The 13,013-nt window shown below is 60.0% G+C and carries 16 protein-coding genes; 10 read left to right on the top strand and 6 right to left on the bottom strand.

Translation table 11 applies throughout. The annotated features are described in order from the left end of the window. The first annotated feature begins 22 nt into the window (after positions 1-22). Positions 23-295 carry a hypothetical protein gene (locus AC13QO_RS11885; protein WP_488540743.1) on the top strand — a complete coding sequence of 91 codons (273 nt, stop codon included), beginning with the start codon at positions 23-25 and terminating at the stop codon, positions 293-295. 32 nt (positions 296-327) lie between these two features. On the opposite strand, the gene AC13QO_RS11880 is transcribed toward AC13QO_RS11885, so the two are convergent. Further along, positions 328-1,203: an aldo/keto reductase family oxidoreductase gene (locus AC13QO_RS11880; RefSeq protein ID WP_285193955.1), complete on the bottom strand. Its 876-nt coding sequence runs from the start codon at positions 1,201-1,203 to the stop codon at positions 328-330. A gap of 97 nt (positions 1,204-1,300) precedes the next feature. Between AC13QO_RS11880 and AC13QO_RS11875 the strand changes: the two genes are divergently transcribed. Beyond that, a complete protein-coding gene (locus AC13QO_RS11875; RefSeq protein WP_285193954.1) occupies positions 1,301-2,212 on the top strand; it encodes a LysR family transcriptional regulator in 912 nt (303 codons plus the stop codon). Positions 2,213-2,241: 29 nt separating this feature from the next. On the opposite strand, the gene AC13QO_RS11870 is transcribed toward AC13QO_RS11875, so the two are convergent. From AC13QO_RS11870 to rpsU, 4 genes are all read right to left on the bottom strand, one after another. After that, positions 2,242-2,721, bottom strand: coding sequence for a pyridoxamine 5'-phosphate oxidase family protein (locus AC13QO_RS11870; RefSeq protein ID WP_488540742.1), 480 nt, complete (start codon positions 2,719-2,721; stop codon positions 2,242-2,244). Positions 2,722-2,783: 62 nt separating this feature from the next. After that, positions 2,784-3,362 carry an alpha-ketoglutarate-dependent dioxygenase AlkB gene (locus AC13QO_RS11865; protein WP_488540741.1) on the bottom strand — a complete coding sequence of 193 codons (579 nt, stop codon included), beginning with the start codon at positions 3,360-3,362 and terminating at the stop codon, positions 2,784-2,786. 10 nt (positions 3,363-3,372) lie between these two features. Continuing rightward, entirely contained in the window at positions 3,373-3,567 is a 195-nt protein-coding gene (locus AC13QO_RS11860) for a hypothetical protein (RefSeq protein WP_488540740.1), read from the bottom strand. A 46-nt stretch (positions 3,568-3,613) separates the two neighbouring features. After that, positions 3,614-3,847, bottom strand: coding sequence for a 30S ribosomal protein S21 (gene rpsU / locus AC13QO_RS11855; protein WP_285193952.1), 234 nt, complete (start codon positions 3,845-3,847; stop codon positions 3,614-3,616). 540 nt (positions 3,848-4,387) lie between these two features. Here rpsU and rapA2 point away from each other — a divergent pair. From rapA2 to AC13QO_RS11830, 5 genes are all read left to right on the top strand, one after another. Then, positions 4,388-5,107, top strand: coding sequence for a calcium-binding lectin RapA2 (gene rapA2 / locus AC13QO_RS11850; protein WP_488540739.1), 720 nt, complete (start codon positions 4,388-4,390; stop codon positions 5,105-5,107). A gap of 155 nt (positions 5,108-5,262) precedes the next feature. After that, a complete protein-coding gene (locus AC13QO_RS11845; protein ID WP_488540738.1) occupies positions 5,263-5,451 on the top strand; it encodes a hypothetical protein in 189 nt (62 codons plus the stop codon). Between the two features lie 407 nt (positions 5,452-5,858). Then, positions 5,859-7,403 (top strand): DUF4153 domain-containing protein, encoded by a 1,545-nt coding sequence (locus tag AC13QO_RS11840; RefSeq protein WP_488540737.1) that lies wholly within the window; start codon positions 5,859-5,861, stop codon positions 7,401-7,403. Beyond that, positions 7,403-8,107 carry a response regulator gene (locus tag AC13QO_RS11835; protein WP_285193948.1) on the top strand — a complete coding sequence of 235 codons (705 nt, stop codon included), beginning with the start codon at positions 7,403-7,405 and terminating at the stop codon, positions 8,105-8,107. The genes AC13QO_RS11840 and AC13QO_RS11835 overlap by 1 nt, the downstream gene beginning before the upstream one ends. Next, on the top strand, positions 8,107-9,159 hold the full coding sequence (locus tag AC13QO_RS11830) for a sensor histidine kinase (RefSeq protein ID WP_488540736.1): 1,053 nt from the start codon (positions 8,107-8,109) through the stop codon (positions 9,157-9,159). Before AC13QO_RS11835 ends, AC13QO_RS11830 begins: the two co-directional genes overlap by 1 nt. Here the strand turns inward: AC13QO_RS11830 and AC13QO_RS11825 are convergent. Continuing rightward, entirely contained in the window at positions 9,140-9,778 is a 639-nt protein-coding gene (locus AC13QO_RS11825; protein WP_488540735.1) for a TetR/AcrR family transcriptional regulator, read from the bottom strand. The two genes, AC13QO_RS11830 and AC13QO_RS11825, sit on opposite strands and share 20 nt — an antisense overlap. A 279-nt stretch (positions 9,779-10,057) precedes the next feature. Between AC13QO_RS11825 and AC13QO_RS11820 the strand changes: the two genes are divergently transcribed. The 3 genes from AC13QO_RS11820 (at position 10,058) to AC13QO_RS11810 (ending at position 13,000) form a co-directional block, all read left to right on the top strand. Beyond that, on the top strand, positions 10,058-10,621 hold the full coding sequence (locus AC13QO_RS11820; RefSeq protein WP_488540734.1) for a TRAP transporter small permease: 564 nt from the start codon (positions 10,058-10,060) through the stop codon (positions 10,619-10,621). A gap of 10 nt (positions 10,622-10,631) precedes the next feature. Then, entirely contained in the window at positions 10,632-11,912 is a 1,281-nt protein-coding gene (locus AC13QO_RS11815; protein WP_488540733.1) for a TRAP transporter large permease subunit, read from the top strand. A 71-nt stretch (positions 11,913-11,983) separates the two neighbouring features. After that, positions 11,984-13,000, top strand: coding sequence for a TRAP transporter substrate-binding protein (locus tag AC13QO_RS11810; RefSeq protein ID WP_488540732.1), 1,017 nt, complete (start codon positions 11,984-11,986; stop codon positions 12,998-13,000). Positions 13,001-13,013: the final 13 nt, after the last annotated feature.

Genomic DNA, 13,013 nt, shown 5'->3' with positions numbered 1-13,013 from the left:
CGGAGATGACGGGAGGTTGGTCATGACCGGCTTTTGGAGATTAATCGTTCAGGAGGTTGTGCTCTCGGCGATTCTGGCGGCCGGCAGTGTTATCGGCCTTCCCAAGCTTGCCGATCCGAACGCCAGTGCCAATTATCCTTTGACAGTCGTGGTTTTTCTGGCGATGTCAGCGGCCTTGGTGACTTATGAGCTTCTGACACGGAAGCCGTTTACCGGCCGGTTGGCGCAGCCAACAAGGTGCGGCCGACCGACAGATTGCGCCAGCACGTCCGGCAAGCTCGTTACGCCGCGCTAGAACACGGCCTAACGATTGCACCGCCGCGGACGTCAGGCCGCGATGTCAGCCATATGGTTCAGCTCCTCGTCGGCATCATCCGGCAGCACCAATCCGGCAGCAGCGAGATTCTCCCTGAGATGTCCGAGCGACGACGTGCCGGGGATCAACAGGATATTGGCTGCGCGGCGCAACAGCCAGGCGAGCGCCACCTGCATCGGCGTGGCGCTCAGGCGTGCGCCGACATTGGAGAGTGTAGACGATTGCAGCGGCGTGAAGCCGCCAAGCGGGAAGAACGGCACATAGGCGGTGCCCTGACGGGCGAGCTCGTCGATGAGCCGGTCGTCGTTCCGATGCGCCAGATTGTACTGGTTTTGCACACAGACGATCTCGGTGATCCCGCGGCCTTCGGCGACCTGTTTCGATGTGGCGTTGCTTAAACCTATGTGACGGATCAGACCTTGCCGCTGGAGATCAGCCAGAACCGTCAGGGGTGCTTCTATCGAGCCTTCGGCCGGGCTATGCAGGTCAAATGCGATCCGGAGGTTGACGACATCAAGCACCTCGAGGCCGAGGTTGCGAAGATTGTCGTGAACCGCCTGCGTCAGTTCCTGGCGCGAGAAGGCCGGAATCCAGGACCCGTCCGCGCCGCGCCGCGCGCCGACCTTGGTGACGATGACGAGATCGTCGCCATAGGGATGGAGCGCTTCACGGATGATCTGATTGGTCACGTGCGGGCCGTAGAAATCGCTGGTATCGATATGGTTCACGCCGCTTGCGACCGCCTCGCGCAGCACCGCCAGAGCGGCGCCGCGATCCTTGGGCGGGCCGAACACGCCGGGTCCTGCCAGCTGCATGGCGCCATAGCCAAGTCGCCTCACCTTGCGGTCGCCGATATTGAATGTGCCGGATTGATGGATCATTGACATGGTCGCGCTCCTTTCAACAGATGAGATTAAACTTACTCCTTGGCGGTGCGTGTGATAATTGGGTACAATGCGCACGGGCCGTGCGGAGTGGCGAACAGTGAAAGCAGACCTGAGTGACCTCAACGCCTTCGTCGCAGTGGCGCGGGCGGGTGGTTTTCGCGAGGCAGCGCGCGCCAGTGGCAGCAGCGCCTCCTTCTTGAGCGAAGCGGTGCGTCGCCTGGAGGCTGATCTCGACGTCAGGCTCCTCAATCGGACGACGCGTAGCGTCGTTACGACCGAAGCGGGCAAGGGTCTGCTGGAGCGGCTCGGCCCTGCTTTGACGGAGGTGGAGGCCGCGCTCGACGTGGTCAACAGCTTTCGCGACAGGCCGGCTGGCTCGCTGCGGCTCAATGTGCCGGTCAGCGCTGCGCGGCTGGTGCTGCCTGCCATCATCCCGCCATTCCTCGCCGCCTATCCCGACATTCGCCTGGAGATCGTCGCCGAGGAGAGCTTTGTCGACGTGCTCGCTGCCGGGTGTGACGCCGGCATCCGTTATGACGAGCGGCTGGAGCAGGATATGATCGCGATTCCGATTGGTCCGCGCCACCAGCGCTTTGCCACTGCGGCATCGCCTGCTTATCTCGACCACCACGGGCGGCCGCGACATCCGAGGGAACTCCTTGATCACGCCTGTTTGTTGGGCCGTTTTGCCAGTGGTGCGCTGACGACACCATGGGAATATGAGCGGGACGGCGAGGTGGTGCGGGTCGAACCGACCGGCCCATTGATCGTCAGAGTCGGCGGGGCGACCGATCTATCCGTCGACGCGGCGATAGCGGGCACAGGAATCATCTGCATTTTCGAGGATTGGCTGCGTCCGCATTTCGACAGCGGCGCACTTGAGCCCGTCCTCGAGCCGTGGTGGCAGCGCTTTTCAGGACCGTTTCTCTATTATCCCGGCCGGCGTCTGGTGCCTGCGCCGCTCAGGGCATTCATCGACTTCGTCAAGGCATCGGCCAACTGGGTTTGATGTCCGTCGGCGAGCCTCCGCGCCTAGCGTCAGAGCGTGACCTCGGCGTTGTCGCCCATATCCGGTTTGCTGTTTGTGACCGCTGCGGCCGCCATTTTGATATAGCTGATGATGGTGCCGGGGCTATCCCAATATTCAGCCGAAGACGGGGTAACCTTGAGGATGCGGATGGAGGGATCGTCGGGATTGTCCCACCATGCCTTTGCCGGCGTTGCCCACAATTCACGGATCTTTTCGCGGTCGTTCTGCACCTCGGCCGTCCCCGACACGGAAAGATATTTCTGCGCCTTGGTGTCGGCAAAGGCCAGGCAGACGTTCGGCCAGCGGGCGACCTCGTCGTCCTTGGTACTGGCGAGATCAGTCAGAAAATAGACCGCGTTTTCAAGCTGCGCGCTATAGGCGGACATCGGCCGGGCGCGCAGATTGTCACCGTTGCGGGTCGTCAACATGCAGAACCCTATTCGGTCGATTAGTTCCCATACCCGCGTCGCGTCATCCTGCTCGGCCATCGTCATCTCCATTTGTGCGAAAGACGGAGTAACCATCTGCTGAAGCCGATGTTCCCGAGGTTTTAGGTGGCCAACTCCCGGAAGGTGATCGAATAACGCAGCCGATCGACAGGCGGGATGGAATGCTCCCAGAGCGTTCTTGAGGCGCCGGCCATGATATAGGCGGAGCCGGGTTCAAGCACGAGCGATCGCCGCTGCCACTTGTCGCCGTTCCGGCGCCTCAGCCTGAAGGTGCATGACGAAAGCAGGGAGATGCCGACGACGCGGCCGAACACGGATTTATCCCTGTGCCAGCCGATAGGCGCGCCGGGTGCGTATTCCGTCACGAGAGTATGTTCGAGCGCCTCCGGCGCGATATCCGCGAAGCGTGCGGCGATCTCCCGAATGGGGAGCAGCAGTGACGGTATTTCCCCTGCTTTTCTCATGCGCTGACTATCGAAGTCGTATTTCCAGCCGAAGGAGACCGTTCTGCGTTTGCCTTCGAACCCGTGGAAGTCGAAGGCTTTGAACGGCAGGGCCGGTATCGCTTCGAGAACTGAGCGCTGCAGATCGACGGGCACAATATCCTGGGTATATCGGAAACCCTCGGGAAAGCCGTCGTCGGCCGCGCCAAAGAGATCCTTCTGTGCAATCACGGTCACCGCTCGTTCCTCAATGCACGCTCGGGGTTTCCATGACCGTCGCGAAGTCTTCTGCGACCAGTTCGCTGACTGCTATCAGGATTTCCTCTCGCGAAAAGCCCGACGTCAGTGCCCGCTGAATCAGATCCTGCAAATCCGGCTCAACGACATCGAGGCAATCCTCGAGGCGTTCCTCCGAAACGGTGAGGCTATTCAATTCGTCCATTGTCTATCCTTTCGGGAAATATCACCGCTGAGACCGGGGCAGGATTCTAACGCGCGGCCGTCCGATTGGGCCCGACCAGCAGCCCTTCGCGCTGCATCTTCTTGCGTGCAGCCTTTCGCTGCCGGCTGATCGCCTGCGCTTTTTCCCGGACGCGGCGTTCGGACGGTTTCTCATAAGCGCGCCGTTCCTTCATTTCGCGGAACAACCCTTCGCGCTGCATTTTCTTCTTCAAGGCCCTAAGGGCCTGATCGACATTGTTGTCTCTGACGAGTACCTGCATGTCGAATTCTCCTTGTTGGATGATGTGTCGATCGTCTTTCAGCCGAACTGCGACCGCAATCGCAGTCGCTGTGTTTCGTCGTTCGATAGAAATCCTCTGCTGGCCGCAGCCTGCACTATCGTTCGTTATTGGGGTTGCCTGTGGCGCGCCGGCTGACGCACACCGCCGATCCTTTGCGTCCGTTGACGATTGGGCACTGCTTCAGTGACCGATGGGATCGGATTCGGCTCTAGAAATAGGTGGCGGCGATAGGGATTGCAATGGTGTGCAGGCACCATAAGCAGCACCAGAAAAACGCCGCCGTTACCTAGTCGCCGCAGAAGTTCCTTCAAGTTTACCGCGTGTAAATTGCTCCAAATTGCATCAAATTTGATTGAAGCGACGTACGTAATAGTCGTTTTATAAAGCGGCGCCACACGTTATAGGTGAATTTTAACCTTTCGTTAAATAACCCGTTGACTTGTAGTATTAATAGGTTGTTAAAGAAGCCGCTCTCAAAGGTCAAATGGCCCCATAGATATACAATTTTAGGAGAAACTAATGGCTTCGCCGATTCACGCAACTGATGATAGTGCAACATTTCAAGAAACTGACGTAATTTCCGGAAATCTGCTTTCCAACGATTCATCCGATAATGGCCACCTGTTTCTGCGCGCCTTTGATGGCGCCAGCGTTGGCGCCAAGGGCGGCATGAGTCAGGTCACCGAAATTCAGGGTGAGTATGGCACGTTCTTCGTCAAGCCGGACGGCAGCTATACCTATGTTCTGAGCGATGCTGCCAAGATCGGCTTCACCAACGGCGAACTGCTCCAGGAGAAGGTATCGTACAAGATCTCCGACGGCAGCGGCCACACTGACGTTGGCCTTTTCACCCTGAACATTCAGGGCGTCACCCAGGTCAAGCCGATTGCTGTCGACGACGTCTACAGCTTCACCGAAGGCAGCCCCATCGGCGGCAACGTTCTCGACAACGACATTGCCGGCGACAACGGCAAGATGTTCCTGCGTCAGTTCCTGACCAAGCAGGTAGACAGCCACAATGGCGCCGTTACTGATGTTCAGGGCACCTACGGTACGTTCCACGTCAAGGCCGACGGCTCCTTCACCTACGATCTGACGGCCGATCTGGATGCAGGCCAGACCTACACGGAAGTTCTGCGCTACTACAAGATCTCCGACGGCGAAGGCCATACGGACACTGCCAAGGTGACGCTCAACATCCTTGGCACGGACGCTCATCCCGACGGCGTCGGTGTTTGATCCGCAGCAGTAGATCAGCGAGACAAGATGCCCGCCGCGCAATCGGCGGGCTTTGTTGCGCCGCTCTTGACGCCAGCGTTGGCAGACATAACCCTTTTTAGCTAGTTCTTATAAAAGGAAGGCGGGCGTAGTCTCGATGTTCGGAGGACACGCCCTTGACCGAACACATCGAACCCAAGCAAATCGAATCGGACGATCTGACCAAAGTCTGGTCCGTAACCGAGTTCTGCGCTCGCCATCGGATAGATGTCGAGGAGCAAGCGTTGTTGCTCAAACTCTTCGGACCATTCGCGACAGCCTGCGAATTGCTCCATAATGCCAGGCGTGCGCCTCGATACCGATGAGGTCCGCGCTCGCCGACCGGCGATATTCCCCGCTTCCTTAGTCTAGTCGATCTCGACGCCATCTCCGTGGACCGGCAGAAGCGTCGCCCGATCGGGTGACGTTCGTTGTCGCGCTCCTGAGCGATTGGTGAATTCCCCTCCGTCGCTGCAAGCTGGAGCGACCCTCGATGACTTTTCGATCGGACAATCTCCTGAATTGCTCCTCACTCTCTGCACAAAATCTGCAATCCGGCGCGGCATCTTGCCGTCATGAGAAAAAACGACATCCCGCCACGCCTCACATCGCCAGCCTTGCCGGATCGCCTGCGCAAGGACGGGTGGTGGCTGACTGAGGGCCTCTCTGCCGAGGGAAGCTTGGGAAGTACGCTCATCGTGATCGAAAATCGGCGTCTGCGAGAGGAGCACCAATGGACACAGCCGACATCCTGACACAACCGATGCCCATCAGGCGTGGCAACGGCCGGGTCGCCACGTTGCTTGCGCTGGTGGCGCTTGCCGACTTTTTGATCTTTGGCCACGCGCCCGGGATCAATCTTTTCCTCTTTGCGGTCGCCGTTTGCGCAGGCATTCTGTTTGCGTCTCGGAAAACGCCGTCGCCAGCGAAAGCGGCGCTGCTGGTGGGCTTTCTGGTCCTGGCTTCGGCGCCCCTGCTGGAAGCGTCCTCACTCATGGGCGTTGCCTTTTGCGTCGGTGGGCTGATGTCGGTCGCTCTCGTCAGCGCCAAGCTGATGCCTCGTCGGCTAGCAGCTCTGCCGCCAGTGATTCTTCGGTTCGCTCTCGTCATTCCTTTGCGACTTATCGAAAGTATCAAGAAATATGTGGCGACGCCGGGCAGACGCCTCTCCCTCGTCAGCGTTCGTCGGGGCATCGGTCTCTGGATCATGCCTGTCGTTCTCGCAGCGGTCTTCGTGTCTCTCTTTGCGGCTGCCAACCCGCTTATCGAGATCGCGCTGCGGAGCATTGATTTTGGTGTTCTGCTGCAGTTCCTCGATCTTTGGCGGATCGGCTTCTGGTTGATGATCGCCATCGCGGTTTGGGCGATGCTGCGGCCGCGCCTGAAGCGTCGCATTGCGCGGTCACAGGCCAGCAGGGCCTTCATGATAGTGCCCGCCAGAAATGCACTACTCGGCCACGCGTCGCTGCTGCGGTCGCTCGTCCTGTTCAATGCCGTCTTTGCGGTGCAGACACTGCTCGATCTCGTCTATCTCTGGGGCGGCGCGGATCTGCCGGATCACATGAGCCATGCCGAATATGCACATCGCGGCGCATATCCCCTGATTGCGACGGCGCTTCTGGCCGCCGGCTTTGTCCTCGTTGCTATGCGACGCGGCGGCCCCGGCGATTATAGTCCGCTCATCCGCGGCCTTGTCCACGCCTGGATCGCTCAGAACGTCCTTCTCTGCTTGTCATCGATGCTGCGCCTTGGACTTTACGTCGAAGCTTATTCGCTGACGGAACTGCGTGTCGCCGCCGGTCTCTGGATGGGGCTCGTCGCCATCGGTCTCGTGCTCATCCTGCTGCGCATTCTGCTCAACCGATCCAACCAGTGGCTGATCGCCGCCAACCTCGCCTCCCTCGTGACGGTTCTCTACATCAGCGCTTTCATCGATTTCCCGGCATTCATCGCCCGCTTCAATGTCGCTCACAGCCGGGAAACCAGCCAGGAAGGCCCGCCGCTCGACCTGCTTTACCTTTCCTCGCTCGGCCCTTCCGTCATTCCGGCGCTCGATCTTTATCTCAGGGTGCTGCCGGCCCACGTGGTCGACAAGAGGAACGAGGCGCTATCGATCCGCTACGATCTCGCGAAGGATCTGGAGTTGCAGCCGCGCGGTTGGCGTAGCTGGACCTTCCGAGCGGCACGGCTGGAGAGCTATCTTCTGACTGCTGCTACCATTGCAAGATCGAACGAGAACGATAACAACAGGCACGACAAACCAACGCAGGACTGGTGATGGCGCCGCGCATTCTCGTCGTCGATGACGAACCTCACATCCGCGATGTGATCTGTTTCGCCCTTGAACGCGCCGACCTGGCGTCGATGGCAGTGCGCAACGGCACCGAGGCGATGGCGGCCTTCCGCCGCGGCAATATCGATCTGATCATTCTCGATATCGGCATGCCCGGTATGGACGGTCTGGAAGTCTGCCGTCAGATCCGCTCGACTTCAGGACTGCCGATCCTGTTTCTTTCGGCGCGCGATGAGGAGATTGACAGGATATTGGGCCTCGAAATCGGCGGGGACGACTATGTAACGAAGCCCTTTAGCCCGCGTGAACTCGTGGCGCGGGTGAAAGCGATCCTGAAGCGCAGTGGCAATGAGGCGGGGCCTGACAGGCGCCACGCCACGCTCGTCGCCGGCGAGCTAAGCCTGGATCGCGCCGGCAGGACCGTTATGTTCGGCAAGAGCGCTGTTGCGATGACGGCGCTCGAATTCGCCATCCTGGACGCATTGCTGTCACGGCCCAGTATGGTCTTCAGCCGCGAGCAATTGATGGAGGCGGCCTACGGCGCCGGCACCTATGTCGCCGATCGCACGATCGACAGCCATATCCGCAACATCAGGGCCAAATTCGCTGCCGCCGGCGGCTCGGGCGTCATCGCAACGGTTCACGGCATCGGCTTCAAGCTCGGCGGCGACATCGGGAGGAAGGCGTGATGCCGGCGCCGAAGGTCAGGGTGAAATGGCGGCCGCCGCTGGCGCTGATCGTCTATGCGGTGCTTCTCACCGTGATGGCGCTGCCTGTCTTGATCGTCATCTGGTTTCGCGCCACGGAGGCGAGCGCGAACCGAATGGAGCCGGTGGAGATCATCGCCCTAGTTGTCGTTCTCGTGCTGACGCTCGCCGTCGCCTATGTGCTGACGCGCACCATCACCGGTCCCATCGACGCCCTGATCGCCCGGACGGATGAGATCGCCCGCGGCGGCAAGGCAGCAATCCGTCCGCTTGAAAGCTATGGGACGCGGGAGATCGCCGTGTTGTCGCAGAGTTTCCTCGATCTCGCGGGAAAACTGGTCGACCGCACCGAATATGTCCGCTCCTTTGCCGCACATGTGTCCCACGAATTGAAATCGCCGCTGACTGCCATTCGGGGCGCGGCGGAGTTGTTGCGTGACGATGATGCCGAGAGGCCGATGACGAAGGCGCAGCGCCTGCACTTTCTGGACAACATCGTCGCCGACGCTATCCGTCTCGATACGTTGCTGCAGCGGCTGAGGGAACTTGCACAGGCGGAAATGCCGATGACCGGGGGTGGAAGCAGCATTGCAAGCGTCATTCCCTTATTGCGCCAGCGATTTCCTGCCCTTGATATCTTAGGAGCAGGAGATACGGAGGCATTGATTGCGCTTCCAGAGGAGGCCGCCGATATCGTCTTCGCCAACCTTGCCGACAACGCTCTTCAGCACGGCGCCGCGCTGCTTGAATTCACCGTGTCGTCCGATGCCCGAACGGCCCTCATTCATGTCCGTGACGACGGCGGCGGTATTTCCCAGGAAAACCGCGATCGTATTTTTCAGCCGTTCTTCTCGACCCGGCGTGAAGAGGGCGGCACCGGCATGGGCCTCGGAATTGTCCAAGCCATGCTGGGCTCTCACGGCGGCACGATCCGCCTTCGGCCGACGACCGGCGCCGGCGCTGAGTTCGAAATTGCGATACCCTTGCTATCCCAGCGGGCTGAAGGGGGCGCCGTCAGCTTTTCAGATAGCTGACGACGGCGTCGGCGATCATTCCGCGATGGCGTTCGATCGTTTCGCCGTCCGAGAGATTGCGCCGGAAGATCGTGCCGAAGGTGTAGCGGTTCGAGACGCGAAAGAAGCAGAAGGCGCTGATCATCATATGGATGTCGATCGGGTCGGCCTTGCGCCGGAAGACGCCCTGGTCGAATCCGCGCTCCAATATGCCGGCAATGGTTTCGATGACGGAGACGTTGAGATCGCGGATCGCCTCGGAGCGAAGCATATGGGCGGCATGATGGATGTTCTCGATGCTGACGAGGCGGACGAAATCGGGATTGGCCTCGTCGTGATCGAAGGTCGTTGAAATCAGCGTCCGCAGCGCCTCTTCCGGCTCGAGATTGGAGAGATGCAGGTCCGATTCAAGCGAGCGGATCTTGCGGTAGGACTGTTCGAGCACGGCAAGGTAGAGCCCCTCCTTGCTGCCGAAATAATAGTAGATCATACGCTTCGAGGTGCGCGTCTTCTCGGCGATCGCGTCGACGCGGGCGCCAGCGAGCCCATGGGTCGAGAACTCCTCGGTTGCGACGAGCAGGATATCCTCCTTCGTCTGCTGTGGATCATTCTTCCGCCCGTTTTCGCTCCGTTCCGCCATGAACCTGATTATCGCACTTCCTAATCTATTGGTGTGTTTATAGAATTCCGGCTTTCGGCTTCACTCGAAGCAAGTGTCTTCCGTTCCCGTCTTCGCCAGTCTTATTCACGTTGCAGGAATGTTTCAATAGATGCCCGCTTGACATACGAACTAGTTAGTACATTTTAGAGGGGCGGACAGTGGAGGAATTGATCGCGACGCCAATATTTGGTCGGACGTGCTTTCGGCGGTCTGACGATGGTAGGCCGGCAGGAGCAAGGCCACGCTTGGGAGGAGCGAATGACCCGTATCATCGATTTCTATTTCTTTGCGCTGAAGGTGACGATCGCGCTGCTGCTGGCAGGTATGGTCGTGCTGGTTTTCGGCAATGTCGTGCTTCGTTACGCTTTCAACCAGGGCATCACCTCTTCGGAGGAATTGTCGCGCATCTTTTTCATATGGCTGACTTTCCTTGGCGCCGTCGTCGCGATGCGTGAGCATGCCCATCTCGGTGTCGATTCCCTCATCATCCGCCTCCCGAAACCTCTCGCCAAGCTCGCCGTGCTCCTCGGCTATGGAATGATGCTGGTCGCCACCTGGCTGATGATCAGCGGCAGCTGGGCCCAGACGCTGATCAATCTTCACGTCTCGGCCCCGGCGACCGGTATTTCGATGGGCGTCTTCTACGGCGCGGGGCTCGCCTTTGGCGTACCGGCCTTTTTCATCCTTCTCTGGGACGCTTTTGCCATCGTGACAGACCGCATCGACGTGACGACCGCCGGGCTTGTGCGCGACAGCGAGGAACAGGCGGCACTTGAAGATCCCGCGCAGACGGCCTTCCCCGTTCTCAAGCCGAAGCACTGAGGAGCGCGTCATGACTGTCACGATCTTCCTCGGCGCCCTTCTCGGTCCGATGGCGCTCGGCGTTCCGATCGCCTTTGCCCTCATCATCACAGGTGTGGCGCTGATGATGTATCTCGGCATGTTCGATGCGCAGATCGTCGCGCAGAACGTGCTGAACGGCGCCGACAGCTTTCCGCTGATGGCCGTGCCCTTTTTCCTTCTCGCCGGCGAGGTGATGAATACCGGCGGCCTTTCACGCCGCATCGTCAATCTCGCCATGGCGCTGGTCGGCCATATCAGGGGCGGCCTCGGCTTCGTCGCCATCTTCGCGGCCTGTGTGCTGTCGAGTCTTTCCGGATCGGCCGTCGCCGATGCGGCCGCGCTTGGCGCCCTGCTCTTCCCAATGATGCTGAAATCGGGCCATGATCCGGCTCGCGCCGGCGGCCTGCTTGCTTCCGCCTCGATCATCGGCCCGATCATCCCGCCCTCGATCGGCTTCATCCTTTATGGCGTCATCGGCGGAGTCTCGATCACCAAGCTGTTCCTGGCCGGCATTTTCCCAGGCCTGATGATCGGAGCGGCCCTCTGCGTTACCTGGCTGATCGTGGCGCGCAAGGAGCAGTTCGCCCTGCCGCCGAAGCAAAGCGCCGCGGTGCGGATGAAGGCATTCGCCGAGAGCATCTGGGCGCTGATGCTGCCCGTCATCATCATCGTCGGCCTGAAGTTCGGCGTGTTCACGCCAACTGAAGCTGGCGTCGTTGCGGCGGTCTATTCGCTCTTCGTGTCGATGGTCGTCTATCGCGAACTGCCGCCGTCGCGGCTGTTCGAGGTCTTCGTCGCGGCTGCGAAAATCACCTCGGTGGTGATGTTCCTGGTGGCCTGCGCTGCCGTTTCGGCCTGGCTGATCACCGTCGCCGACGTACCCGGCGAACTCGCGTCGCTCGTCGAACCGCTGATGGACAATCAGACACTGCTGCTGCTTGCCGTCATGGTGCTGATCGTCGTCGTCGGTACCGCCATGGACATGACGCCGACGATCCTGGTCATGACGCCGGTGCTGATGCCCATCATCAAGCAGGCGGGAATCGATCCTGTCTATTTCGGCGTGCTGTTCATCATCAATAATTCGATCGGGCTGATAACGCCGCCAGTCGGCACGGTTCTCAACGTCATCTGCGGCGTGTCGAAGCTTTCGATGGAGGATCTGATGAAGGGCGTCATCCCCTTCATGATCGCCGAACTGCTCGTTCTTTTTCTGCTCGTCCTTTTCCCCGCGCTGGTGACCGCCCCGGTCGCCTGGTTCGGGCACTGATTTCGCCGCTGACGGCGATGGAATTTCAACGCGGCCGGAGGGAGATGCCGGCTCTATCCTGGGAGGAAAACATGCTGAACAGATTGACGAAACTGGCGCTGGGACTGGCTCTGCCGATTGCGCTTCTGGCAAGCGGCCCTGCCGTGGCAGAAATCCGCGAGCACAGCCTCAAATTCGCCGCCGCCAACAATAAGGGCCATCCCCAGGTCATGGGCATGGAGAAGTTCGCCGAGCTGGTGAAGGAAAAGAGCGGCGGCAAGATCGAGGTCAAGCTGTTTCCGGGCGGCGTGCTCGGCGGCGACGTCCAGACGGTGTCGGCGCTGCAGGGCGGCGTGATCGAGATGACGGTGCTCAACGCCGGAATTCTCGCCAGCAACGTCAAGCAGTTCGGCGCTGTCGACCTGCCCTTCCTCTTCAACAGCGGCGAAGAGGCCGACAAGGTGATGGACGGCGCCTTCGGCACCGAGCTGATGAAGCAACTGCCCGACACCGGCCTCGTCGGTCTCGGCTATTGGGAACTCGGCTTCCGCAATCTCACCAACAACCGCCATCCCGTCACCAAGCTCGAGGACATCAAGGGCCTGAAGATCCGCACGATCCAGTCGCCGATCCCGATCGAACTCTTCAACAGCCTCGGCGCCAATGCGGTGCCGCTGCCCTATACGGAACTCTATACCGCGCTCGAAACCGGCACCGTCGACGGTCAGGAGAACCCGGCCGCCAACATCATCAACGCCAAGTTCTTCGAAGTGCAGAAGTACATGACGGTCACCCGTCACCAGTACAATCCGCAGATCGTTCTCATCAGCAAGAAGTTCTGGGATGGCCTGAACGATGAGGAAAAGGCGGTCTTCCAGTCGGCGGCGACGGAAGCCCGCGACTATCAGCGCAAGGTGTCCAGGGAGAAGGATGCCAACGCGATCGCGGAAATCAAGAAGACCGGCATGGAAGTCGTCGAGCTCAGCCCGGAAGAAACGCAGAAGATGCGCGACGCCGTCAAGCCGCTGATCGACAAGTTCACCGCTCAGATCGGCGCGGAGACCGTCACGCAGCTCTTCAAGGAGCTCGACACGGTTCGCGGCAAGTAAGCGAATCAGGGCC

Source organism: Rhizobium sp. CNPSo 3670, from assembly GCF_057784555.1.
This window is presented reverse-complemented; position numbering and strand designations above follow the sequence as displayed.

Excerpts from the sequence above, each read along its gene's own strand:
- AC13QO_RS11885 (WP_488540743.1), top strand. The coding sequence starts at position 23 with ATGACCGGCTTTTGGAGATTAATCGTTCAGGAGGTTGTGCTCTCGGCG.
- AC13QO_RS11880 (WP_285193955.1), bottom strand. The coding sequence starts at position 1,203 with ATGTCAATGATCCATCAATCCGGCACATTCAATATCGGCGACCGCAAG.
- AC13QO_RS11870 (WP_488540742.1), bottom strand. The coding sequence starts at position 2,721 with ATGGCCGAGCAGGATGACGCGACGCGGGTATGGGAACTAATCGACCGA.
- AC13QO_RS11860 (WP_488540740.1), bottom strand. The coding sequence starts at position 3,567 with ATGGACGAATTGAATAGCCTCACCGTTTCGGAGGAACGCCTCGAGGAT.
- rpsU (WP_285193952.1), bottom strand. The coding sequence starts at position 3,847 with ATGCAGGTACTCGTCAGAGACAACAATGTCGATCAGGCCCTTAGGGCC.
- rapA2 (WP_488540739.1), top strand. The coding sequence starts at position 4,388 with ATGGCTTCGCCGATTCACGCAACTGATGATAGTGCAACATTTCAAGAA.
- AC13QO_RS11840 (WP_488540737.1), top strand. The coding sequence starts at position 5,859 with ATGGACACAGCCGACATCCTGACACAACCGATGCCCATCAGGCGTGGC.
- AC13QO_RS11835 (WP_285193948.1), top strand. The coding sequence starts at position 7,403 with ATGGCGCCGCGCATTCTCGTCGTCGATGACGAACCTCACATCCGCGAT.
- AC13QO_RS11830 (WP_488540736.1), top strand. The coding sequence starts at position 8,107 with ATGCCGGCGCCGAAGGTCAGGGTGAAATGGCGGCCGCCGCTGGCGCTG.
- AC13QO_RS11825 (WP_488540735.1), bottom strand. The coding sequence starts at position 9,778 with ATGGCGGAACGGAGCGAAAACGGGCGGAAGAATGATCCACAGCAGACG.
- AC13QO_RS11820 (WP_488540734.1), top strand. The coding sequence starts at position 10,058 with ATGACCCGTATCATCGATTTCTATTTCTTTGCGCTGAAGGTGACGATC.
- AC13QO_RS11815 (WP_488540733.1), top strand. The coding sequence starts at position 10,632 with ATGACTGTCACGATCTTCCTCGGCGCCCTTCTCGGTCCGATGGCGCTC.
- AC13QO_RS11810 (WP_488540732.1), top strand. The coding sequence starts at position 11,984 with ATGCTGAACAGATTGACGAAACTGGCGCTGGGACTGGCTCTGCCGATT.